Origin of the sequence: Mesorhizobium sp. AR02 (assembly GCF_024746835.1) — a bacterium.
Classification (GTDB): domain Bacteria; phylum Pseudomonadota; class Alphaproteobacteria; order Rhizobiales; family Rhizobiaceae; genus Mesorhizobium.
Genome location: NZ_CP080530.1, coordinates 153,612 through 175,273, shown reverse-complemented (window position 1 = coordinate 175,273; position 21,662 = coordinate 153,612). Strand labels below are relative to the sequence as shown.

The following is a 21,662-nucleotide window of genomic DNA, read 5'->3' as shown; positions in this document are numbered from 1 at the left end:
TCCTGCCAATCAGCGGCCGCGTAAACTTTGCTGCCGCGGCGCTATCGATCTGACCGGCGCGCCTGGAAGATCGCCAGATCGCCATCTATTCCAAAGTGTCTAGAGCAGGTCCGGCTTGATCCAGCTGACCTGCGCCTTTGAAGTGGTGTCACACCGGGCAGGTGAGAAGGAGAGCTCGACAAAAGAACCCGGCAGAGGGGATTGTGCGCGCCAAAGCAGAGCGATCATCAAGGCCCAATGCGACTTGGGTTTGACAACGCGTTCTCGATTGCGGCAGAAAATTAAGCGTGGCGCCGGCCAGCTCGGGCGCGCCGACGCACGGCGCCATCAAGCTGAGGCGCAGCGCCCGCTGAAGAAAGTGATCCTCCGGCGGCCATGGGGCACCGCCGGCCCCGCAACACTCGCCGCCTGGAGCACGGCGCCGCGCCATCTTGTTCGACACGAACCGGCCAATATTTGGGCGCCTGGCCATTGATCCAAGCGGTGGCACTTCAGGTACGCGAAGCTTAAAACGCCAACAAAGAGTCCGCTCAGTGCGCATGCCTGCGCCATCGTCTTGCCTCAAAAGGTGCCTTGGAGCGGATCCTCTCAACTCCGTTCACACCATCAGCGTGACAGTAGCGGCTGTCTCACCAAGGAAAGTCGCGAGCCTGCAACGTCCACTCAAGTGCGCCCTAGTGTGGTAAGGGGGCAGCTGTTTTCCATCTGGATCGTCGCAGGTCAACGACCTCGATGAGGCGATGATCCTGCGCCAAATCCGATGGGTCCGCGCGTAGGTGCTGGAGCAGCTGCCAGGGTGTACCAGGTAGAGACGAGACGACTTGACATCAGCCGTCATTGCCCTTCGCGAAGGTCCTGTATCTGGCTACTGGTACAGCCGCACGATCACCATCGCTTGGTTTGACAGCCTTGTTGTCGAGCAAATCGCGCGGATCGCTGACCATTGCCGCCAGGTTATGGCGTATCGAACAGCCAAGCGTCTGGTCGAAGGACTTGTCATTGAGTAAAGGGCCGGAATACGAAGGACAAACAGGAGGGCGGGCACGATAGACAATCGCCTCTATTCGCACTGCGCCGCCGTTGGTTTGGTCGAGCAAATGGATGTTGTAGGCGCCGATGCCCATCTGCCTGGCCTCATGGACGGCCTCTGCGCTGAGCCCGAACGCCCCGCTGATAAGGAGGTGAAGGGCATCGCGCCGGCCGTGACTTGCCGTTTCAAGGAAAACGCGCAAACGCCGCCGTTCGGAAGCGCGAAGGCTGTGTAACGTTAGTACGGTGGTCTCCTGCCCGATAAGGATCGGTGCCAATGGCTCGACAATCGGCGCGGTGCTTGTGCAGCCACTTACGCTTACCGTCAGAGTGACCACCAGACTTATGATCCGCAACGTCATTCGTAGACCGCTATTCAATGATAAAGCCGAGGCCGCCCTTAGCGCCTGACGCACCAGTGCGGGGACTAGGGCGCTGGTCTCCTGGCGGACTTGCCAACGAATTCGTCAGAGTGGCCCCCTGGTCCAAAGGCGACCCCATCCGGTCCGTCGGTGCGCTCATCTGGTTGGGGTTCGATCCTGGCCTTACGATGTAAGGCGTCACCAGAATAACCAGTTCCGTCTCTTGCTTTTGAAATGAGGACGAACGAAACAGGGCGCCAAGGATCGGCAACTCGCCCAGCCAAGGAAAAACACTGATATCAGTGTTGACGCTCCGCCTGATGAGTCCACCAATCGCGAAGCTCTGCCCGCTGGCGAGTTCGACGACCGTGTCGGCACGGCGGGTGGAAATTGCCGGCACGGAGATGCCGTTGATTTGAACAGCCCCTTGAGACGATAGTTCGCTGACTTCCGGCTTTACGCGAATATTGATTTGGTCGTTGTTGAGAACGGTTGGCACGAATTCTAGGCTGACGCCGAAGTGACGGAATTCAACCGAGACTTGCCCCTTTTCCTGCAAGACAGGGATGGGAAATTCGCCCCCGGCCAGGAAGCTGGCAGTTTCACCTGACATAGCGGTGAGGTTTGGCTCGGCCAACACGGAAGCGATGTGCTCCTCGGCGAGCGCATCGAGAACCGCGCCGACGTTCACAGCACCATTGTCGAATCCGATTTCTGCTGTACCGCCCCCATTCGCCGCACCAGCGCCAGCACCTTTGCCGCTTAATAGACCCACTTTGAAATTGCCGACTTGACCGAAGGCGGACAGGTTAATGCCGAGTGCCTTCATCGCGCTACGGGAGACCTCCGCTACGCGGACACTGAGGTTAACCTGCAAGGATCCAGCGACCTTGATGTTATTGACGACCTGCGCACCGTCCCCGAGAAATTGCTCAGTAACTCTTTTCGCCGTGTCGACGGTCTCGGCATCGGGCGCTGTACCGCTTAAGATGGCACCGCGCGGCGTATAGCTGACTCGGATCGGATAGTCGCCGACCTGGTCCCTCAACATGGCGCGCAGTTCCCCGATCGGTTGCGTGACGACGATACGAAACTCAGCGAGAGCCTCGCCGTTTTCGTCCAGGGCGAATAGGCTCGTTTGCCCGGATTTCTTGCCAAATACGAAGATGGTTTTACTTGAGGGTGCCTGATAATCGGCGATCGCCGGGTCGGCAACAAAGATAGTCGCGGCTGCCGCGGGCAAATGAACTGTCTTGCCGAGCGAAGAGGAAAGGTTCAGCGTGGCGTTGATGCTGTTGGAAGCGGCACGCGGTGCCGCTTGAACCTGCTTGTTCTGGGCAGTGGCGGGAAGGGGAGAAAACAAAATGAGCGCGCAGAGGACATGGCTCAAGTAGCGCGAAAAAATAGGTCTCTGGCCGACGATGAGCGGCGGCCGCGGATCAGTGCCCGCATGACCAGTTGGAATGATTTTCAAGGCAGTCTTTTCTTTCAATTCGACCAACTATGCGGATGTCGCGCTAGTCGGACATTCGAGAATGTAACCAATGCCGCGCACGGTCTTGATCCGCGGCGTTGCACCTGACCTATTGAGATGTCCGCGTAAGCGATAGATTCCGACTTCAAGCGCGTTGGCAGATACTTCATCGTTGAACGAATAGAGGTGATCTTCCAAGTGCGCACGCGGCACGATGCGGCCTGCACGGTTGAGCAGATGCTCTAGAATACATAGTTCACGGCGTGCGGCCATCAGCGGATGACCAGCAACGGAAACCTGACGGCCGATCGGATCGAAGTGGAGATTGCCAAATACGATGATCGGGTCGGTCATCTGTGTCGACCGGCGCAGAACAGCTCGCATTCTGGCGATGAGTTCGTCCGTAAACACCGGCTTGACCAGAAAGTCGTCCGCGCCACCATTGAAAACCGCAATTCGCTGCTCAAGATGGTCGATGTTGCTCATCACGACGGCAGGAACTGAATGTCCGTCGCTCCTTAGCTGCCTCAGCCAATCCAGACCATCGCCATCCGGCAGAACCAACTCCAGCAGAAGAATTTCATAGCTCGCGCAACAGAATGCACTCGACGCCTGTTCCAGTGTAACCAACGACGTCAACGGCGAAACCGCTATCGCCGAGCGCAACTCGCACGGCGCGCGTAAGATCCGCATGATGGTCAACGAGCAGCGTTCGCATTTCATCTCCTATCAAGGTAGGACAGGTGACCGACCGCTATGGGATGGCGCGACAGCAGAAGTCGCGCAACTCGTCGCAGTATTCGTAACCCTCTCTCCGACGGGTAATCGCAGGAGCATGCAAGCCGCACTCCTGCAATAGGCGGGGATGGAACATGTGAAGACGAGTTGACGGGCCGAAATGCCGCTTGGTCAACCCAAAATGCCACAACTCCGCCTGCAATTTCTCTGCGCATCGTCCACCTACGTGCGGCCCCTGCATTCGTTAGGCCGAGGTCGCCCCGAGAACCCCATGATTCCGTGGCTACGAAGGGTTAGCTTTCGAGAAGTGACTTGAACAATCGAATGTTCGGATTGTAGGTATACACATAATGGATGCATTCGCATTTCAGCCAGGCGCGGCGAGTCGCACGCTGCCCTGCCGGTGGCATGATGTGTTCGCACCGAAGGGCGGGCCCGATCAAGCTCATCTAGGGTGACACGCCGCGGCCAGAGGCTGATGCTCGTGCCGCGGCCGGGAGCTTGCGCTCGGGTCATCAGAGCGTCGAGAACGGCGATCACTGACCAGGCTGCCGCTCCATCTGAGCGCGGAGAAGCCGGCTCTGGTGGTTTCAAGGCGACCTCGGTGACCGTTTCTGACCAAATATCGAGAGGCCCGCCTGCCTTGGTACACCATCTATCCGACTGTGCCGGAGTTCTCCGCGGCGGTCAGTGCCAGGGCTCATGGTCAATGCCAGGGCTCATGGTCAATGGCTGAGGGACCTGCCGGCTCAGTGTCGCTCTATCTCCACATTCCGTTCTGCCGATCGGTGTGCTGGTATTGCGGCTTCCCTACCACCATCACCCGCCAAGCCCCACTTAAACACCGCCTGTAAGAATATGTTATTATATCAGCACGTTAGGCGCGCGCCGGCGCGTGTTACCACTACATTTTGGGGATGATCTCAGGCGAGTTGTTCGTCGAGGTTGTGTGGCAGAGCGATGCCAGATGCCTTGAAGACGTTGCCTACTTGGCCCGTAACGTGGGTTCTGGTGGTGACGATGCGACCATCCTTTTCGATGGTGGCTTCCTGGAGGCGGTCGAGATCGCGTAGAAGCGGCTGCCATTCGGGCGTCAGGCCTTTGGCCCGGCAGAGGCGGTACAGTTCCTTGCTGAGTACGAGCCCCAGGAACGAGCAAAACACATGCCCGCGGATGGCGGCATCGGATTGGTGGAAGATCGGCCGGGTATTGAAGGTTGCCTTGGCGGCGCGGAACAGGCTCTCGACCTCGAGCAAATCGCGATACCGCAGCACGGCCTGGAGCGGGGTCACCTTCGCGTTGGTCCGCACCACGGTGATGCCGTCGTACCGGGCTTCCTCGGCAAGCTTGCCGACATCGATCTTGAAGTTCTTGCCGCTGGCCTTGAGGTAACGCCGGTAGGCCGAGTTGCCGACCAGTGCCTTGTCGCCCTTCTTGAGCTGCGCCTCGAGGCCGGCGATGATCGCCTGGCGGTCGGCCTTGTCCTTCTCGGCCTCGGCGTCATTGCGGCTGACAATGTAGCGGTCTTTACCGACCTTGACCTCTTTGACCCACAACTGAGTTTCACCGCGCTGGCGCTCGAGAACGAGCGGAACCATCGGTGCCGCGTCATTGAGCACGACGTTGTGGATCACGCTGCTCGAGCGTTCGCGGGCCCCCAGAATGTATTCCATGCCCAGCTTTTCGAGCGCGGCGATGGTATCGGCGCTGATCATGCCGCGATCGGCGACAACGCAGGCGCGTGTGACGCCGAAGCGCGTTCGCAGCCGATCGACCACCGGCAACAGGACGGTCACGTCAGCGGTGTTGCCGGGCACCATCTCGGTGCAGATCGGCCGGCCCTCGGCATCAACGACCAGCGCCAGGATCATTTGCGCCAGATCGGGGCGGAAGTCCTTGGAATGCCCGCGCTTGCCCAGCGTCTCGCCGCCCGCGCCGTAGAAGGACAACGAGGTGGTGTCCATGAACACAAGGCTGAGGTCGGTGAACAGGTCCTGCCGGCGCGCGAAGAGCTTTTCCTCGATCGCGTCTTTCACGCAGCGCGCCACCAGCGCGCCTTGCGCCTTTTCGCCGAGTTCCTCGCCCAGCCACGCCATGGCCCGGTAAAAGTGATGGAGCGCCAGACCCTCGGCGCCCTCGATACCATAATCGGCCATCCAGTTCGCGCAGTCGCGGTCCGAGCCCGAGACGAACAGCCGATGCAACGTGCCAATGAACACCGCCCGTTCCACCGCAAAGCCGAACTGGCGCCCTTCCAGCACCTCTTCCAGCACATCGCCGATCCCGAGCCGCTCCCACAGCCGCCCGAACAACAGCGGACCGCCGATGCGGCGAGAGGCAATTCGCCCCGCGTCAATGTCGGACAGGATGAGGCTGCGCTCGCCATGGCGCGCAATCGAGGCCGCCAATCTGTCAAGTTCGCCGCTGGCAACCAGCGCATCCTTGCGGCCCAGCGCCTTTATCGTGCGCTGGCGAACGGTTTTGCCGTCGCGAACACTTTCCACGAGGTAAAGATAGCGGTGGCCGCGCGCGACTCTCTCAACGACAAACATGCCAGCGTTGTTAGACGAATAAATGCCATAAAATCCATACAACATGCGGCTAGCAGATCAAATGTTGTTACCACACATTTTCGCGCCGAAAACTCAAGGCGAGTGAAGTCAATAGCTTAACGGACAGCGTTCGCCATCCGTTCACCTCCAACTGTTCAAGTCGGGCCAAGATGCGGCGGTGGTGCGTGACGAGATCCGTTTGGCCTCGGAGCAAACACCGCAGCCGCTGCCCGTGAGCGACGTCCATTTCGGCGGCGGAACGCCGGCGCCGCCTGGCGCTATGGCTGCCGCGGCGACTAAGATCCGTAGCACTGGCATCGTTCACTGGCACGAACAGGAACTCGGCTGTGTCGTTACCGTCTGATTATGGGCGACCCGCTGGAAGCGGCTTCTCTGGCCAACCGATTGTCTCCTACGGCGCGCTGTGCTGCGCAGCGGCGTCCCGAACGGGACGGGCCTCCACGCCGACCGCGTCTTCCGGTTGAGCAGCAAGGGCAAATTCTCGCCTGAGTATCACGCGCAGCAGGAACTTCTAAATGAACCAGTACAGCACCGGTCGTCAAGATCGTGCTGCAAAGCAACCAGAGCAACACGGGGTTTTAGAATTCCTGGGACTGAGCTGTCGCACTATCGGCTGAGATCCCGCAATTTCGAGTTCCTCATGCCCCTGCTAACACTCGCTTTCGCTCACACGGACGCGGCAATAGGTCCACTCAATAGGACACCGAGATGCAACTTTTCAGTCCGTTAGAATGAGTATTGGAAACGGACGATGCCGCCGACGCTGTTCTTTTTGTCGGCGTTAGTCCAATTCATGTTGGAAGGGTCGACCATGCCGACGCCGAAATTGCCGTAGTGATAATGGTCGACTTCGACCGTCGCTGTAAAACCTGGTACGACCGTATAGGCGACGTTGGCAGCCAGACCATAGTTCTTGAACTGATCGCCCGATAGTCGCAGGTTCAACGACGTCTTCTCGTTTAGCAAATAGGCGCCGCCGACCCAGAAGGCCCAGTCGCCCCCCCACTGCTTGTAGAAACCACGACCGTGGGCGTCGATGAGGTTAGTGGAGTCATCGTTGAGCTTGCCGTTGGAACCGTAGCCGACCATTCCGAATAGTGAAAGTTCGCTGGTGACATTCACGTCAAGGCGGACCTTGCCGGCCACCGACCCGTAATTGCTATCATAAGCGACAACGCCAGTGATCGCGCCCCAGCCTTGCGTATACCGCATGCCGCCGACGACGTGCGGAACATAGCTGTCGATAGTACCGACTGCGCTCGAGCCCTCCTCGAGTGAAACTAAAGTCGAAAGGCCATTGCTGGCGTCGAAGTAGTACTGAATTACGTTGGTGTCAGCGTCGCCGTAAGGAGCAAGCTTGCCATTGAGAACGTTGCCGGCGTGGCCAATAAAGGTGTCGAAGGCCGACCAGTCCTTACCAACTCGCAGGCCACCAAGCTGAACCCAGGCGAAAGTCAACATGACGTCACTGTTGAAGGCATAGTTCTGAGGACTATCCGGACCCGGATAAATGTTGCGGTTGCCGAAGTTGAAATGGGTTTCGGAATAGGTCTTAAAGGTGCCGAGTTCGGTCTCCTGGCCCGTCCAGGTTTTTAATGCCAAGCGCGTGGTGTTCCACCATGTTCCCCGATCCTCGCCAGTTCTCACAGCTGAAATTCTTGCGCCGTCATTCGAGCCGAGGTCGCCGGCGCCGATGTCATGACGAACATAGCCGCCAATGCGCAGGCAGGTCTCGGTGCCGGGAATGTAGAAGTAGCCAGCGCCGTAGACGTCGCAGATCTTGACGTGTTCAGCGGGTCCCAGCTCGGCGTCGGCGCCGCGCGCACCGGAAATTGCGGTCAGGGCCGCAGCGGAGCCGACAAGAAGGCTATTGATATTCATTCTTGATCTCCATTCAAAGATTAAAAGGGGGCGGGCGACCAAGAATGAGCCCTTCACCAGTCCCATGATCGAAGGAGAATGGCATAGCGCTGCTTCTCCGCCATTATCCGTCACACTGATCTGGGTCGGCGCCCTGCGCTCGACGCTACTCGTCAGCCAAAATTGTCAGTTGGCCCGTGGAATCGCATTTCTGAGCCATGGCCATAGTCATCTCCGCTATTATCGGCAGACCGTCACAACCGCTTTCAGAGTCGATTGTGCAAGTCACGTGCCACGCTGAAGACGTGAGCTGCGCGCTGACCCTCAAATTGGCCAGTCTCATTCGCGTCGCGTTTCTTGTTTTTGGGCGTCAGGCTGAGCACGAAGGGCAAATGTTTGGAATCTGGTTTGTTTGTTCGATATGCGACAGTTTCGTTCAATGGTGACAGCATTTGTTCGGCTTGGAACCTCGGGAGACATCATTGGGCGGAACCGCTCGATGATCAGACGAGACCCCAACGGACCCTGACACAATCCACGAGCAAGGGCGGGCACGCGATTGTCGAAGGACGGCCGGGCCGGTTGGGGCGGAGGACCGCGCCTAGTCAGTATGAAGCCGGCCATGATCGCGTGGAAACCAGTCCGGACAAGGTGGTTTCGCAGGTCTGGGAAGACCGACGCGAACCGTTGTAAACCGCCTCTGGATCGCTGGCCGGGATGGCCCGTTCGGTTTTTGCAGCAGCATGCGAATTCTCGGTGCGATTGTTCAGACCGTGTGAGAACGATGTTCGACTTGCGGCACCACCTGGCGCTTTGCCGATGCATCGATCATCGTGCGCCTTGGGCGCGGTCCTTTTATCGGCAATCAGGTAAGCAGGTGCGTGGCAGTTTCGGCATTGCGGCGGCCTCGATAATCCCGTCGCATTCCCGTCCTGATCAACGCGTGACCACGAGCTCATCGAGATGTCAGATGGTCTTTATAAGCCTCAACCAGCAGCCGGCGAGCAAAGTCTCGTACTTCGTCCGGATTCGGCAATGCCGCGCTCCAGCAACGTTACATTTAGGCGCCCGGCTGAAAATGAGAGCGGAAGTAGAGCCGAACGGTGTGGGCGATGGTCTCGGGGGGAAGCGATAGCGCCGTAGCTAACCGGCTAGGTGTTCATACCATCCCAACGGAGACTCATCGGCGGTGGCATCGCCCCGTGAGCATTGACACTGGCAAAAGGCAAATCGCGGCGAAAAGCGGAACGGACTGACACAGCGCAAAGACACAGGAAAGCGCAGCGGTAAGGATAACTGTTATCAGCATGGGACGGTAACTGTTGCAGACTTCGTTTCTGGCCAAATATCGCGAGGCCCGCCTGCCTTGGTATACCATCTATCCGACTGTGCCGGAGTTCTCCGCGGCGGTCGGTGCAGAGGCTTATGCGGAATGGCTCAGGGACCTACCGGCTGACAACTCAGTGTCACTCTATCTCCACGTTCCATTCTGCCGATCGGTGTGCTGGTATTGCGGCTTCCCTACTACCATCACCCGCCAAGATGCTCCGATCCTCAATTATCTGGCGGTGGTGCGTGACGAGATCCGTTTGGTCTCGGAGCAAACGCCGCAGCCGCTGCCCGTGAGCGACGTCCATTTCGGCGGCGGAACGCCGACCCTCATCGGGCCAGCGGAGTTCTTGGCCATCATGGAGTGTCTCCGCCGCCGCTTCGCGTTCAGGAAGACGACCGCCGTTGCAGTCGAGATCGATCCGCGCACGTTCACGGCCGAGATGGCCGAAGCCTTAGCAGCAGCCGGCGTGAACCGCGCCAGCCTCGGCGTGCAGAGCTTCGATCCCATCGTTCAAAAAGCGATCAACCGGGTCCAGAGTGAGGCGCAGACGGCGGCTGCCGTCGAAATGCTGCGCCGGCATGGAGTAAGCCGCATCAACTTCGACCTGATCTTCGGTCTCCCGCATCAGACGGTGCGGTCCTGCGTCGAGACCGCGACGGCGGCGGTCGCCATGCGCCCCAACCGGCTTGCGGTGTTCGGCTACGCGCACATTCCATCCGCTATAAAGAATCAGTGCCTGATCGAGGAGACAGCGCTGCCGGACAGTGCTGGCCGTGCCGAACAGGCTGCGGCCGTGGCCGAGACGCTGGTTGCCGCCGGCTACCGAGAGATCGGGCTCGACCATTTCGCCTTGCCCGACGACGAACTCGCGCTGGCGCAGAAAACCGGGCGCCTGCGGCGCAACTCACTGGGTTACTCGGCCGATACCTGCAAAACCCTGATCGGTTTCGGCGCGTCGGCTATCGGGCGCGTCGGCGAGGGTTACGTCCAGAACGAGGTCACACGGGATTGCTACAGCCGTCATATCGTAGCTGGCCGTCTGGCGACGTCACAGGGCTATCGTCTCACCGACGAAGACCGCGTGCGAGCCGCAATCATCGAGCGGCTGATGTGCGATTTGGAGGCCGATGTGCCGGCAATCTGTGCCGCCCACGAATTTGATCCGATCCGTTTTCTCGATTCCGCCGAACGCTTGGCGATGCTGGTCAAGGACGGGATCGTCGACATCGAAGATGGTATCATCCGCGTGCGGCAGCAACATCGCTTTGTGATTCGCGCTGTTGCTGCCGCCTTCGATGCCTTTCTCGCAAATCGCTGAGCGAAGGCTGCGCATTTCGCTGATCGTGGGCAGTGATTTCACGCGATCGTGGGCAGCAGAAGCCTGACCGACGGTTGCTATGAGTTCACTGGTTTTTAGTCGGCGTCAAGCGCTTGCTTGCCAGCTATTTTCCGCAAGCTTTCGCCGGTCATGTTGATGCGGTGAGCATTGTGAACGAGGCGGTCGAGGATGGCGTCGGCAAGGGTGGGATCGTCGCCGATGACTTCGTGCCACTGATCGACGGGCACTTGGCTTGTTACGATGGTGGAGGCCCGCCCGTTGCGGTCTTCAAGGATCTCCAGCAGGTCGATGCGCTGGCTTTGAGTGAGCACCGAGATCCCCCAGTCGTCCAATATCAGCAGCTCGACGCGAGCGAGAGACTTGAGCATGCGGGCATGGCGACCGTCGCCGCGAGCCAGCGCCATTGCCTCGAACAGGCGCGGGACACGCTGGTAGGAGACGGAGCGCCCGTCCCGGCACGCTTTGTGGCCCAGGGCACAGGCAAGCCACGATTTTCCCACGCCGCATGGGCCTGTGATTGCCAAATTATTGTGCCGAGAGATCCAGTCGCCGGCGACAAGCCTGGCTAGAAGGGCGCGGTCGATGCCGCGTGGGATGCGCAGATCGATATCTTCGACGCAAGCATTCTGCCGCAGGGCGGCAAATTTGAGACGGGTGGTCATGCGCTTGGTGTCGCGTTCCGCCGCTTCCCTGTCTGCCATGATGCCGATGCGCTCCTCGAAGGTCAGGGCCGCGAGATCGGGCGAGTTTCTCTGTTCCTCGAAGGCTTTGGCCATGCCGGCCAGGCCAAGGGCGATGAGGCGTTCATGGGTAGGGTGTATGAGCATTTTTCTCTCCTGATGATGAGGGTCAGTGGAAGTAGGAGCGGCCACGGATGTTGCCGTGGCGCAGGGGTTGGGGCTCGGGTTCCGGGTCCGCGAAGGCGCGGTCCAGGCCAGACTTGAGGATGGAGCGAATGGAGCCAACAGAGCGGGCCTGGATGGCGTTTCCACGCCGGCAGGCTGCTTCCAGACAGGCAGCGCCATAGGTTTTCTGCAGGGCGAAGATGCCCAGGCAAGTGCGGAACCCTTGCTCGGGATGAGGCCGAGCCATCATGATCGCCGTGGTCAGGGCTGCTGTGGACGGCCCTATTTTCTCCGCTACGAAGCTGATCCGGGTCGGCGTCCAGGAGGCGTGCCGTCGATGAGCGCTGGGCATGTGATCGGAAAGCGTAGTGTGGTTGCGCCGGCCCGGGGACTTGGCGTGGCTGGCAACCCGTTCACCCTTGTAGAAGGCTTCCACAGTGCGATCGGCTATGCGGACATCGACGAGCTCGCGGATCAGGCGATAGGGCACCGAATACCAGTTGCCGTCGACTTCGACATGATAGTCGGGCGCCACCCGACAGCGTTTCCATAGGGCGAAGGCATAAGGCTCGGCCGGCAGAGGTCTCAGCGCTGGAGCGTCCACCGCGGCAAACAGTTCGGCCCGGCTCATGCCATAGGCCCGCATGATCCGCCCATTGAGATCGGCGACCAGCTCACCGATCGCCTGATTGAGTTCAACCAGGCTGAAGAAGCGGCGGTTGCGAAGGCGCGCCAGCACCCATCTCTGGGCAATTTGAACCGAAACTTCGACTTTTGCCTTATCGCGGGCCTTGTACGGCCGTGCTGGCAGGATTGTGGTGCCATAGTGCCTGGCCATATCCTGGTACGTACGGTTGAGGCCGGGATCATAGCGGTCGGGGTTGGTCACAGCCGCCTTGAGATTGTCGCAGACCGTGATGGTCGCCACTCCGCCGAAGGCGGCGAACATGCCGACATGGCAGCCGATCCAGTCGCCGAGCCCTTCGCTCGGCCGAGCCTCGCAGTAAACATAGCTGGAGGCTCCCAATGCGCCGACGAACAACTTCATGGCCTGAGCTTCGCCCGTTATCGGGTCGACGATATCGATGGTGTCGCCGGCGTAATCGACAAACACCTTCTCACCGGCGGCGTGGCGTTGGCGCATCGTTGGCGACACGCGCTGCTTCCAGGCCTCGTAGCTCGTGCAGAACCAGGTATAGCCATAGCCGTTGGGACGGTCCGTGCGATATTCCACCCAGAGCAGGGAACGCGTCACTCCGGGGCGGCGCAGTTCCCGATCGACATGAGCCCAGTCAGGCTCGGGGCCGCGGTCGGTCTTGACGCAGACCTGCCCCGGAAACAGCAACCGTTCCAGGCTCGTGTCGGTCATCGCCTCGGGCAACGGCCAGGTTAGGTTGGCTGCATTGGCCCGGTGAAGGTAAATTCCCACGGCCCCTTTGCTGATCCCCAACGACTTGGCAATCAGCCGGCTGCTAAGCCCGCTCTCGTACTTCAGTCGCAATAGTTCGCGTATGCGGCGCATCGACAATCTCTCGGTCGGCATCTGGATTCCTCGTGTCAAAACGAGTGTGTCCATAGCCCAGTCAGATTGTCGGTCGGGATCCCTTCACCCTTGCTCTAAAGGTGCCCACGATCGCGTGAAATGTAAGCGGTGCGCCAAGGCGCCTTTCCCGAAATCGTCTGGTGCGCCTATAGTACATCAGCCGTTGGTCCGCGCGCCGGCGCCGATCACTCCGGGTCGTCATAACGGGTGACGTAGTGGAGTTCGCGGAGGGCGGGGATGACGAGGGCGATGTCTTTGTAGGCCTCGTGTTCGATGAAGTGCGCGGTCTCTGGCCCCGGCCTGGGCTTGCCGAGGACGGGCCTGCCCTTTTTGTCGACGCAGTAGATCAGGATCGGCAGCAACAGGCCGTGGTTGGGGTTGTCGAGGTCGAGTAGCGATTTCCAGCTTTTGATGTTGAGAGTCATGGCCGCATAGAACCCCTGGCACCACGGCCGGGGGTCGATGCCGCCGCTGGACTTTGTGGCGAATCGAGGCGCATAATCCTGCGGTCTGTCGAAGAGCGTCTCGTTGATCCGGTTGTGGATCCTGGCGACGCTGGCAAACACGGCGTGATCGGTTGCAGACCCTTTGGCCAGGACGTCGCGCCGCAACCCCATGAGCGGGCACATCCAGTCTTGCGGGTCCGGGTAGCGCGGCCCGGTGACCGCCGCCGTTACGAAGCCATCCAGCGCCGACATGGTCCGCACCAGCGGGCGGTTGGTCTTGGCAGCCATCCAGGCCTCGAGCGCCTCGTCCGACAGCGCCATGTCATCGAGCGCGCTCATGCCGCCAAGGAGAGCTGCATCTCTTCGCGGCGCACCCAATTCCACGGCATCAGTTCGTCCCAGCGCGAGGCTGGCCAATCATTCTGGATGCGCTCGGTGACGTCGGCCATGTAGGCTTCGGCATCGACGCCGCAAAGCTTGCACGTCTCAATGATGCTGAGCACGACCGCTGACCGCTCTGCCGCGGCGAAGCTGCCCGAGAAAAGCCAGTTGCGTCGGCCGACTGTCATCGCAGGGTCATTCTGCCCATGTCGGGCAGATGGTAGAGTTTCATTATCGCTGGCATCCATATTACGGCGGCCGATTCCGGCATGAAGGTCGGGAGGATCGGGCTAACGGTTCGATCATTCGGGTCGAGATTAGGCCGGGTGAGATCATTCAGGTCGCAGAGTGGATGCTGGATCGGGCGTTTTGCGCCAACATGGAGATGGGCGAACCGCGCGTTGCGGTGATTGGACTTGTAGAGCTTCATAGACTGCTTACCGAGCGCGGTTTCAGGCAGACTTCGACGGATGGACTCACGGCCATCCAGGAGGCGCGCCATGAAGGCTTTACCACCACCACCCTCGACATTACCGGTGCTGACCCAGCAGCTGAGCATGCCGCTCGATACGCCGCAGATGCGAGGCCTGAGCGACCCGGAACGAAGCGTTGTTGTCGCCAGGCTGGCGACCCTCCTGATGGCCGCGGCCGGCGTCGCGACGAAGGAGACGAGCGATGACGGGCAATGATCTCCTTCCAGCGACGGTGCTGAAGCGCAAAGCTGTGGTCTACGTTCGACAGTCGACCCCCGGTCAGGTCCAGAACAACCTGGAAAGCCAGCGGCGACAATATGAACTTGTGGATGTTGCGCGCCGCTGGGGATTCCATGATGTCGAGGTGATCGACGATGACCTTGGTCGGACCGCCAGCGGCGCTGTCGACCGCCCTGGTTTCGAGCGACTGGTGAGCGGCCTGTGCACAGGCAAAGTTGGCGCAGTGCTCTGCCTCGACGCATCGCGCCTTTCCCGTAACGGCCGGGATTGGCACCACCTCCTGGAACTGTGCGGCCTGGTTGAAGCGCGCGTCATAGATCTCGACGGGGTGTACGATCCTTGTCGGCCTAACGATCGATTGTTGTTGGGTATGAAGGGCAGCATCAGCGAGTTTGAGCTCGGCATATTGCGAACGCGCATGCTTGACGCGGCTCGCGCCAAAGCGCGGCGGGGGGAACTGCGCCTCAGTGTTCCGATCGGCTATATCTGGCATCGTGAATACGGTCTGGGGCTTGATCCTGATCTTCGGGTACAGCAGGCGATCCGCCTCATCTTTTCGCGCTTCCGCGAGCTTGGCAGCGCCCGCCAGGTGCTGATTTCGCTGACGGCTGATAATTTCCATTTTCCCCGCCCTTCTGACGGGCGCAAAACGGTGTCCTTCGACTGGGTGCCGGTTCGCTATCGAAGTGTTATTTCGATCCTGAAGAACCCATTCTACGCCGGGGTCTATGTCTATGGTAAAAGCGAGAAGCGAACGGAGATTGTCGATGGCAGGGCTCGCAAAAGCTACGGCCACAACAAGCCCTTTGGAACGTGGGAAGTGCTGCTCCAGGATCATCATGAAGGTTATATCGATTGGAGTGAGTTTGAGCGGAACCAGAGCCATATCGCCGTCAATGCCTTTGGACAGAAAGGCGGCATCAAGTCGGGTCGTGGCGGCCGTGCGCTGCTTGCGGGCCTGCTCACCTGCGGCCGATGTGGAAGGCGGTTGGGCGTTGTCTATTCGGGCCGGCCTCCGGGTCATCCCTATTACCGCTGCGAACGTATCAACCAGATGCTGGCCAAGCCGCGATGCATGACTTTTGGCGCATCTCGCATCGACCCTGCCATCGGCAAAGAGATATTGAGAGCCGTGACGCCAATGGCGATCGAGGCCGCAATGGAAGCTGATCGTGCGCATCGGGATAATCTGGAAGAACGACACCGTATGGTGGAGCTGGACTTGCAGCAAGCTCGATACGAGGCATCTCTCGCTGAGCGTCGCTATGCCGCTTGCGACCCCGACAACCGGCTGATCGCTGCCCAACTTGAGAAGAGCTGGGAGGCAGCGCTCAGGCGCGTGGAAGCCTGTGAAGCGGGTTTGGCCCAAGCGCGACAAATCGATCTTGTCACCCCAGTTCCCGATTTTGCTGGCATTGCCACCGACCTGGAGGCTGCCTGGCGCGCGCCTGACGTCGATATGCGTTGCCGTCAGCAGCTCCTCCGCACCCTCGTGTCGGATATCATCGCTGACGTCGATGAAGAGCAACGTGAAGTTATTTTGACGATCCACTGGAGGGGTGGCCAGCACTCCCAGCTGCGTATTCGCAAACCCAAAGCTGGCGAACATGGCCAGAGTACTCCGGAGGCCGCCCTTGCCGTCATGCGGTCTATGGCTACCCGCTGGTCCGACGCAAACATTGCCGCCACTCTCAACCGGATGGGAATGCAGACCGGACAAGGCAAAACCTGGACGGCGCGCCGTGTCGGGGCACTGCGCACGGTCCATAAAATCCACGGCTACCGATCCGCCGAAAAGAATGGCGAATGGCTCACGCTGACCGAAGCTGCCAAAAAGCTTGGAGTTACAGCCCATCGTGTCCGTCGACTGATCAAGGAGGGCGTGCTCCCTACCGAGCAGGTTGTTCCGGATGCGCCGCACCAAATACGAGCCACGGACCTGGAAAAGGATCAAGTAACCCAGTTTCCGCGTCACAGGGGCCCGTGTCGCATCAAAATGGAAAACCAAAAGTCCCTGTTTCCGGACGTTTGAGGAGGAGGTGCAGTATGAATCGGTCGTTGCAAATCCACGAATGGCCCGCTCCGCGATCAGGTTGTCGGGCTCGAGCTGGCCATCGTAGAGGAAGCGATTGAACGCGCGCCATCGTCTGGTGCCATAGGCGAAGGCCTTGGCGATATCGGCATGGCGCGACAAACCGTTGCCCTGGCGCGTGAGCTGTCGTCGCAGCGCGCGGACCAGTGGTCGGGTCCGACTTCGTCGTGCGGCCAATCTCTCGGCGGGCGGGAGTCCCCGTATCTCTTCCTCGATCCGGTAGATCGCCTGGATACCGGCCATCGCCGTCGTGCTGAGCGCGGTCGGCTGGCTGTCGTGAACGTCGAATATCTTGCGACGCAGATGGGCCAGGCAGGCAGCTTCTCGAATGGCGCCGCCCTTGTAGATCTGGTTATAGCCGCTGAAACCGTCGGCCTGGAGCGTGCCGGCAAATCCGGCGAGCTCGGTCATCACGCTCTCGCCGGCGCGGCCCATGGTGGCGCGATACCAGGCGATCGGCGGCTCCTGCGAACCCGAGTTGCGGTCGTCGGCGACGTAAACCCAGAGCGCGCCCTTGTGTGTCTTGCCGTTGCCGGGCGCCAGGATCGGAAGCCGCGTGTCGTCGGTGTGGATCTTGGTGCGGGTACGGCCGATCTCGCGGATGCGGTTGTAGATCGGATCGAGCAAGGCGGCGGCGTAGCCGGCGCTGCGCGCAAGCGTGGAACGCTCGATATCGACGCCCTTGGCGGCCATCATCTGGGCCAGACGGTAGAAGGGCAGATGATAGCCCCACTTCGCCATCATGATATGGGCGAGCGCGGCATAGCTGAGCTTGCCGCGTGCAATGGCCTTGGCTGGCGCCGGCGCCTGGATGATTTTATCGCAGGTCCGGCAGCTGTACTTGGGTCGAATGGTCTCCATCACCTGCCAGGCCTGGGCAACCAGATCGAGCATCTCGTCGCTATCTTCGCCCATGGCGCGCAGATCGCCGCCACAGCCCGGGCAACATGCGCAAGACGGCTCGCGAACGACCCGCTTGCGCGGCAGGTTCGGGTTGAGCTTGCGCACCGGCAACACCCGCACCTTGTCGGTGTCAGCGACGATGGGCAGCTCGATATCGGGCACGCGGGCGGCGAAATCGGTCTCGAGATCTTCGAGTTCGAGCCGCATCTGGCCCAGCTTCTCGGACGAACGGCCGAAGGCCTTGCGGTTGAAGCGATCGATCCGCAGCTGCAGGCGCTGGATGCGAAGTGCGGCCTCGGCGCGCTCTCTTCGAAGCTGCTCATCGCGTTCGGCGATGGTGATGTCACGGGCAGAAACGGCCGCCTCCAGAAGGGCGATCCGAGCGAAGAAATCAGCGATTGAGGGAGCTTGTTCCGACACCCAAAACCTATACCCGAAAGACCCTCGTTACGGAAGAAGAATCAACACAAAATCAATAAGAAACATCAAAATCAGCCAGCCAAACGCGGTCGATAAATCTTGCTCGGCCGGCGCCAATCGATCCCGTCCAAAAGCAGCGAAAGCTGCGCCTTGGTGAGCGACACGGCGACCTGATCCTTGGTGGTTGGCCAGGCAAAACAACCATCGGTAAGCCGCTTGTAACTCACTTGGAAATGCAGGCGGTTCATCGTCCCCGTTGCAGTTTGTGATGGTGACTCACCCCTTTCATCCGTATTCCGGGCAGCACGGTGCCTGCGTTGGGAAGCGCGGTAACCGAGCGGGCAAGCTGTTGCTGCTGCGCTTTGACGATGGCCGGATTTGCTCTGTTCCGCCGCAATGGACCGATGCAGCCGTGCCCAGCCTTGAGGTTGTCGCGGGAAACGGGCGCGCACTGTGCAGCCTCACCGACCTACTGGAACTCAGCAGTCTCGTAGAGCGCCTCATATCGCAAGGGAGATGCGCAACGCCGCAAGATTGTAAAGGAAATTTCGCCGATGTTGTAAGGAAAATAACGCCGCAAAATCCATGGGGGCTTCGCTGAATGTGCTGTATTAGTAGAGATTATATGCGATTGGTTGGCAGATACACGCTTGACAGTTTAATCATACGCGGCATATTTATAATTACGATAATTGAGTCGACATCGGGGGGCAGCGCAGGTGTCGGACAGCGTCAAACACAGGCAATCGAAAGCCAGCGCTTTGGCCGAGGATGGCACGCTCAATCCAGCCCCGGAAAAAATCGGCGATCAGAAGTTCCGGGAGGACGGCTTCTTCGATCCGCGCGACATCGTGCAGGTGAAGTACGAGATGCTGCGGCGCGTATCCGTCGACAAAATGTCGGTAACGGAGGTGTCCGACGAATATGGCGTCTCCCGCCCGACCTTCTACCAGGCCAAAGCGGACTTCGAGGACGCGGGTCTGGCCGGCCTAGTACCGAGGAAGCGCGGCCCGCACGGCCCGCACAAGATCCAGAGCGAAGTGCTGGCCTTTCTCAGGGCCCAAGTGGTTCCAGGCGAGCCCATTCGGGCACGCGAACTGACGAACCGGCTCTGGACAGAGTTCGGCCTCGATGTCCACCCCAGAACAATCGAGCGTGCGCTCGGCGTAAAAAAAACGGCGTAACCATCAGTGGTGGTGCGCAATTGCATTGCGCGATGCAGTCCCGCGCCACGGAGCGATACGAAATACTGCGCGCCGCCGCGCTTGGTGCCGCGCTCCCTGTGGAGGCACGCAGTGGTCTTAGCATCCTTCTGCATCGCGGCATGTGGGCCTGGGTTAGCGCGATCTTGCGTGCGCCGGGCTGGTCCCCACCCGCGGCTTCGCCGCCTGTAGCCAGGCTGCCGATCGCGGACGAAACGTCCGAGCGACGCACAATCATCCACTTGCTCGCCGCCATCGTGATGGCGGCCCCTGAACGGAGAACAGCATGAACGAAAAGCTCAAGGTCCAATCGCATCATCTCGAGCGGAGCGCTTACCTCTACATCCGACAGTCATCGATGCGCCAGGTCATGGAGAATGTCGAAAGCACCAAGCGTCAATACGATCTTCGTGGTCGCGCGATCGGGCTTGGATGGCACGACGACCAGATCACCGTCATCGACAGCGACCAGGGCGAATCCGGCGCTTCAGCGTCGTGGCGCGAAGGCTTCCAGCGCTTGGTGTCCGATGTCGGCATGGGGCGCGCGGGGATCGTCATGGGCCTGGAAGTCTCTCGCCTCGCCAGAAACAACGCGGACTGGCATCGGCTGCTGGAGATCTGCGCTTTGGCCGACACGCTCATTCTCGACGAAGATGGCGTCTACGATCCGGCTAACTTCAATGACCGGCTTCTGCTGGGCCTCAAGGGCACGATGAGCGAGGCCGAGTTGCACGTTATCAAAGCCCGGTTGCGCGGTGGCATTCTCAACAAAGCACGCCGCGGCGAATATCGCTGTCCCCTTCCGACCGGCTTCATCTACAACGAGGTTGGCGATGTGGTCCTTGATCCAGACGCTCAGATCCGGGAGATGATCACCCACTTCTTCGAGACGTTCTCGCGGGTCGGGTCGGCCACGCAGACCGTCAAGGCGTTTGCCAGGGAAGGTCTGCTCTTCCCATCCCGGTTCCGCAACAGCAAGCGGGTGGTCTTCCAACCGCTGACCACATCGGCGGCCTTACGCACGCTGCACAATCCTCGCTACGCGGGCGTCTATGCCTATGGTCAGCGTCTTTACCGCAGAACCGTCGACGGAAAGAAACAGTTCCGCAAACGTGAGCCCAATGAATGGCTCGCATGCATCCCGGACGCACATCCCGGCTATATCAGCTGGGAGCAGTTCCAGCACAACCTCAAGGCGCTCGAGGCCAATGGCCAAGGCTACCAGACCGCGCGCATCTCGCCACCGCGCGAAGGCGCGGCTTTGTTGCAGGGGCGCGTCATATGCGGGCGGTGTGGCTGTCACATGAGGGCCCGTTACGTCACCCGGCGCGGTCAGGTGGACACTTGGTACGTCTGCAGCCGCGCCTACGTCTCTCGGGGTGAGCCTCACTGCCAGTCGATCGCAGGCTGGCCCGTCGACGCGGCGATCGGTGAACTGATCGCTGCGGAAATGACGCCCGCCGCCGTGGAGTTAGCTCTGGAGATCCGAAAAGAGATCGAAGCGCGCTATGACGAAGCGGACAAACTCCGGCTCCGTGCCGTCGAACGCGCCCAAATCGATGCCGATCTTGCACAGCGGCGGTTTATGCTGGTCGATCCGAACAACCGCCTGGTCGCCGACACCCTTGAACGCGAATGGAACGACAAACTGCGCATGCTGTCTGATCTACGAGAAGAAAGAGAGAGTGCTCTGCGCGCAGACCGAGCGACACTCGACGATGCAATCCGCGATCGATTGATCGCCATGACGGCCGACTTCAAAACGGTCTGGCGCGACCCCGCCTTGCCGAACCGAGAACGCAAGCGGCTCCTTGCCTATCTCGTCGAAGACATCACATTGCTCAAGTTCCAGGCCGAGGGAGAGACACGGATACACATCCGCTTCAGAGGCGGAAAGACCGAAACATTGATCACTCAGAACCCGAAAACCTCCGCACAGCAGGTAAAGACCCGGCCCGAGGTGGTCGAATTGGTCGACAAGCTTCTCGACGAGCATATCTGCGCTGAAATCGCTGACATCCTGAATGCAAGGGGAATCCGTCCCGGCGGCTCAGCGCGGCGCGGTAAGGCTGACACCCAGTTCAGCGACTTGCGCGTCATCTATCTCGTCAAGCAATATGGTCTGCGCTCGCGCTACGACCGGCTGCGCGAGCGGGGAATGCTGACAAAAGCAGAAGCCTGCGCAAAACTTGGAATCACCGAATGCACCCTGGTCAGATGGGCGAAATACGGCATCGTGAAAAGACATGCCTACAACGGCTATATCGGCCTCTATGAACTGCCCGGACCGCACGTCCCAGCCAAACAGTGCAGCCGATGGAACCAGCTTGCCCATCGGGCAGAGGCCATCCGCCAACTCAACTCCTCAAAATGCTCCGATCTCAAGGAAAGGGCTGTAGTATGAAGCCA

16 protein-coding genes and 3 pseudogenes are annotated in these 21,662 nt (G+C 60.1%); 7 read left to right on the top strand and 12 right to left on the bottom strand.

What is annotated here, in order from left to right; translation table 11 throughout:
• Positions 1 to 115: 115 nt before the first annotated feature.
• Positions 116 to 475 carry a hypothetical protein gene (locus DBIPINDM_RS00755; protein WP_258581020.1) on the top strand — a complete coding sequence of 120 codons (360 nt, stop codon included), beginning with the start codon at positions 116 to 118 and terminating at the stop codon, positions 473 to 475.
• A 352-nt stretch (positions 476 to 827) separates the two neighbouring features.
• Here the strand turns inward: DBIPINDM_RS00755 and DBIPINDM_RS00750 are convergent, their stop codons facing one another.
• The 3 genes and pseudogenes from DBIPINDM_RS00750 to DBIPINDM_RS00740 all read right to left on the bottom strand — a co-directional run bounded on the left by DBIPINDM_RS00750 (position 828) and on the right by DBIPINDM_RS00740 (position 3,583).
• Complete coding sequence (locus tag DBIPINDM_RS00750; protein WP_258581019.1) at positions 828 to 1,391, bottom strand: CpaD family pilus assembly lipoprotein; 564 nt, start codon at positions 1,389 to 1,391, stop codon at positions 828 to 830.
• Positions 1,392 to 1,401: 10 nt separating this feature from the next.
• The gene (locus tag DBIPINDM_RS00745) at positions 1,402 to 2,865 is read right to left on the bottom strand and encodes a type II and III secretion system protein family protein (RefSeq protein ID WP_416361697.1); all 1,464 of its coding nucleotides are present in this window, start codon (positions 2,863 to 2,865) and stop codon (positions 1,402 to 1,404) included.
• A 27-nt stretch (positions 2,866 to 2,892) separates the two neighbouring features.
• A pseudogene (locus DBIPINDM_RS00740) lies at positions 2,893 to 3,583 on the bottom strand (response regulator).
• Between the two features lie 634 nt (positions 3,584 to 4,217).
• Here DBIPINDM_RS00740 and DBIPINDM_RS00735 point away from each other — a divergent pair.
• Positions 4,218 to 4,454: pseudogene (locus DBIPINDM_RS00735) on the top strand (coproporphyrinogen III oxidase); the annotation flags it as partial.
• Positions 4,455 to 4,526: 72 nt separating this feature from the next.
• On the opposite strand, the gene DBIPINDM_RS00730 reads toward DBIPINDM_RS00735, so the two are convergent.
• Positions 4,527 to 6,155 carry an IS1634 family transposase gene (locus DBIPINDM_RS00730; RefSeq protein WP_258581018.1) on the bottom strand — a complete coding sequence of 543 codons (1,629 nt, stop codon included), beginning with the start codon at positions 6,153 to 6,155 and terminating at the stop codon, positions 4,527 to 4,529.
• A 747-nt stretch (positions 6,156 to 6,902) separates the two neighbouring features.
• Entirely contained in the window at positions 6,903 to 8,057 is a 1,155-nt protein-coding gene (locus DBIPINDM_RS00725) for a porin (RefSeq protein ID WP_258581017.1), read from the bottom strand.
• A gap of 1,301 nt (positions 8,058 to 9,358) precedes the next feature.
• Here DBIPINDM_RS00725 and hemN point away from each other — a divergent pair.
• A complete protein-coding gene (gene hemN, locus DBIPINDM_RS00720; RefSeq protein WP_258581016.1) occupies positions 9,359 to 10,687 on the top strand; it encodes an oxygen-independent coproporphyrinogen III oxidase in 1,329 nt (442 codons plus the stop codon).
• Positions 10,688 to 10,782: 95 nt separating this feature from the next.
• Here the strand turns inward: hemN and istB are convergent, their stop codons facing one another.
• From istB to DBIPINDM_RS00695, 5 genes are all read right to left on the bottom strand, one after another.
• Complete coding sequence (gene istB, locus DBIPINDM_RS00715) at positions 10,783 to 11,535, bottom strand: IS21-like element helper ATPase IstB (protein WP_258581227.1); 753 nt, start codon at positions 11,533 to 11,535, stop codon at positions 10,783 to 10,785.
• Positions 11,536 to 11,557: 22 nt separating this feature from the next.
• The gene (gene istA, locus DBIPINDM_RS00710) at positions 11,558 to 13,096 is read right to left on the bottom strand and encodes an IS21 family transposase (RefSeq protein WP_258581014.1); all 1,539 of its coding nucleotides are present in this window, start codon (positions 13,094 to 13,096) and stop codon (positions 11,558 to 11,560) included.
• Positions 13,097 to 13,281: 185 nt separating this feature from the next.
• Positions 13,282 to 13,881, bottom strand: a complete 600-nt coding sequence (locus DBIPINDM_RS00705; protein WP_258580933.1) for a UPF0149 family protein — start codon at positions 13,879 to 13,881, stop codon at positions 13,282 to 13,284.
• Complete coding sequence (locus DBIPINDM_RS00700) at positions 13,878 to 14,111, bottom strand: IS66 family transposase (protein ID WP_258581013.1); 234 nt, start codon at positions 14,109 to 14,111, stop codon at positions 13,878 to 13,880. Before DBIPINDM_RS00700 ends, DBIPINDM_RS00705 begins: the two co-directional genes overlap by 4 nt.
• Positions 14,108 to 14,353 carry a hypothetical protein gene (locus DBIPINDM_RS00695; protein WP_258581012.1) on the bottom strand — a complete coding sequence of 82 codons (246 nt, stop codon included), beginning with the start codon at positions 14,351 to 14,353 and terminating at the stop codon, positions 14,108 to 14,110. Before DBIPINDM_RS00695 ends, DBIPINDM_RS00700 begins: the two co-directional genes overlap by 4 nt.
• Before the next feature lie 245 nt (positions 14,354 to 14,598).
• On the opposite strand from DBIPINDM_RS00695, the gene DBIPINDM_RS00690 reads away from it, so the two are divergent.
• A complete protein-coding gene (locus DBIPINDM_RS00690; protein ID WP_258580692.1) occupies positions 14,599 to 16,668 on the top strand; it encodes a recombinase family protein in 2,070 nt (689 codons plus the stop codon).
• An 84-nt stretch (positions 16,669 to 16,752) separates the two neighbouring features.
• Here DBIPINDM_RS00690 and tnpC read toward each other — a convergent pair.
• Together tnpC and tnpB are read right to left on the bottom strand one after the other, a co-directional pair.
• Positions 16,753 to 18,051, bottom strand: a pseudogene (gene tnpC, locus DBIPINDM_RS00685) (IS66 family transposase); the annotation flags it as partial.
• A 71-nt stretch (positions 18,052 to 18,122) separates the two neighbouring features.
• Positions 18,123 to 18,299 (bottom strand): IS66 family insertion sequence element accessory protein TnpB, encoded by a 177-nt coding sequence (gene tnpB, locus DBIPINDM_RS00680; protein ID WP_095090153.1) that lies wholly within the window; start codon positions 18,297 to 18,299, stop codon positions 18,123 to 18,125.
• 20 nt (positions 18,300 to 18,319) lie between these two features.
• Between tnpB and DBIPINDM_RS43520 the strand changes: the two genes are divergently transcribed.
• The 3 genes from DBIPINDM_RS43520 to DBIPINDM_RS00670 all read left to right on the top strand — a co-directional run bounded on the left by DBIPINDM_RS43520 (position 18,320) and on the right by DBIPINDM_RS00670 (position 21,657).
• Positions 18,320 to 18,652, top strand: coding sequence for a DUF5372 family protein (locus DBIPINDM_RS43520; protein ID WP_416361686.1), 333 nt, complete (start codon positions 18,320 to 18,322; stop codon positions 18,650 to 18,652).
• 160 nt (positions 18,653 to 18,812) lie between these two features.
• Positions 18,813 to 19,235: a helix-turn-helix domain-containing protein gene (locus DBIPINDM_RS00675; RefSeq protein ID WP_258580931.1), complete on the top strand. Its 423-nt coding sequence runs from the start codon at positions 18,813 to 18,815 to the stop codon at positions 19,233 to 19,235.
• Positions 19,236 to 19,539: 304 nt separating this feature from the next.
• The gene (locus DBIPINDM_RS00670) at positions 19,540 to 21,657 is read left to right on the top strand and encodes a recombinase family protein (protein WP_258580930.1); all 2,118 of its coding nucleotides are present in this window, start codon (positions 19,540 to 19,542) and stop codon (positions 21,655 to 21,657) included.
• Positions 21,658 to 21,662 lie beyond the last annotated feature (5 nt).

Excerpts from the sequence above, each read along its gene's own strand:
- DBIPINDM_RS00725 (WP_258581017.1), bottom strand. The coding sequence starts at position 8,057 with ATGAATATCAATAGCCTTCTTGTCGGCTCCGCTGCGGCCCTGACCGCA.
- DBIPINDM_RS00750 (WP_258581019.1), bottom strand. The coding sequence starts at position 1,391 with ATGACGTTGCGGATCATAAGTCTGGTGGTCACTCTGACGGTAAGCGTA.
- DBIPINDM_RS00690 (WP_258580692.1), top strand. The coding sequence starts at position 14,599 with ATGACGGGCAATGATCTCCTTCCAGCGACGGTGCTGAAGCGCAAAGCT.
- istB (WP_258581227.1), bottom strand. The coding sequence starts at position 11,535 with ATGCTCATACACCCTACCCATGAACGCCTCATCGCCCTTGGCCTGGCC.
- DBIPINDM_RS00705 (WP_258580933.1), bottom strand. The coding sequence starts at position 13,881 with ATGAGCGCGCTCGATGACATGGCGCTGTCGGACGAGGCGCTCGAGGCC.
- DBIPINDM_RS00695 (WP_258581012.1), bottom strand. The coding sequence starts at position 14,353 with ATGAAGCTCTACAAGTCCAATCACCGCAACGCGCGGTTCGCCCATCTC.
- istA (WP_258581014.1), bottom strand. The coding sequence starts at position 13,096 with ATGCCGACCGAGAGATTGTCGATGCGCCGCATACGCGAACTATTGCGA.
- DBIPINDM_RS00670 (WP_258580930.1), top strand. The coding sequence starts at position 19,540 with ATGAACGAAAAGCTCAAGGTCCAATCGCATCATCTCGAGCGGAGCGCT.
- DBIPINDM_RS43520 (WP_416361686.1), top strand. The coding sequence starts at position 18,320 with ATGGTGACTCACCCCTTTCATCCGTATTCCGGGCAGCACGGTGCCTGC.
- DBIPINDM_RS00700 (WP_258581013.1), bottom strand. The coding sequence starts at position 14,111 with ATGACAGTCGGCCGACGCAACTGGCTTTTCTCGGGCAGCTTCGCCGCG.
- DBIPINDM_RS00730 (WP_258581018.1), bottom strand. The coding sequence starts at position 6,155 with ATGTTTGTCGTTGAGAGAGTCGCGCGCGGCCACCGCTATCTTTACCTC.
- tnpB (WP_095090153.1), bottom strand. The coding sequence starts at position 18,299 with ATGAACCGCCTGCATTTCCAAGTGAGTTACAAGCGGCTTACCGATGGT.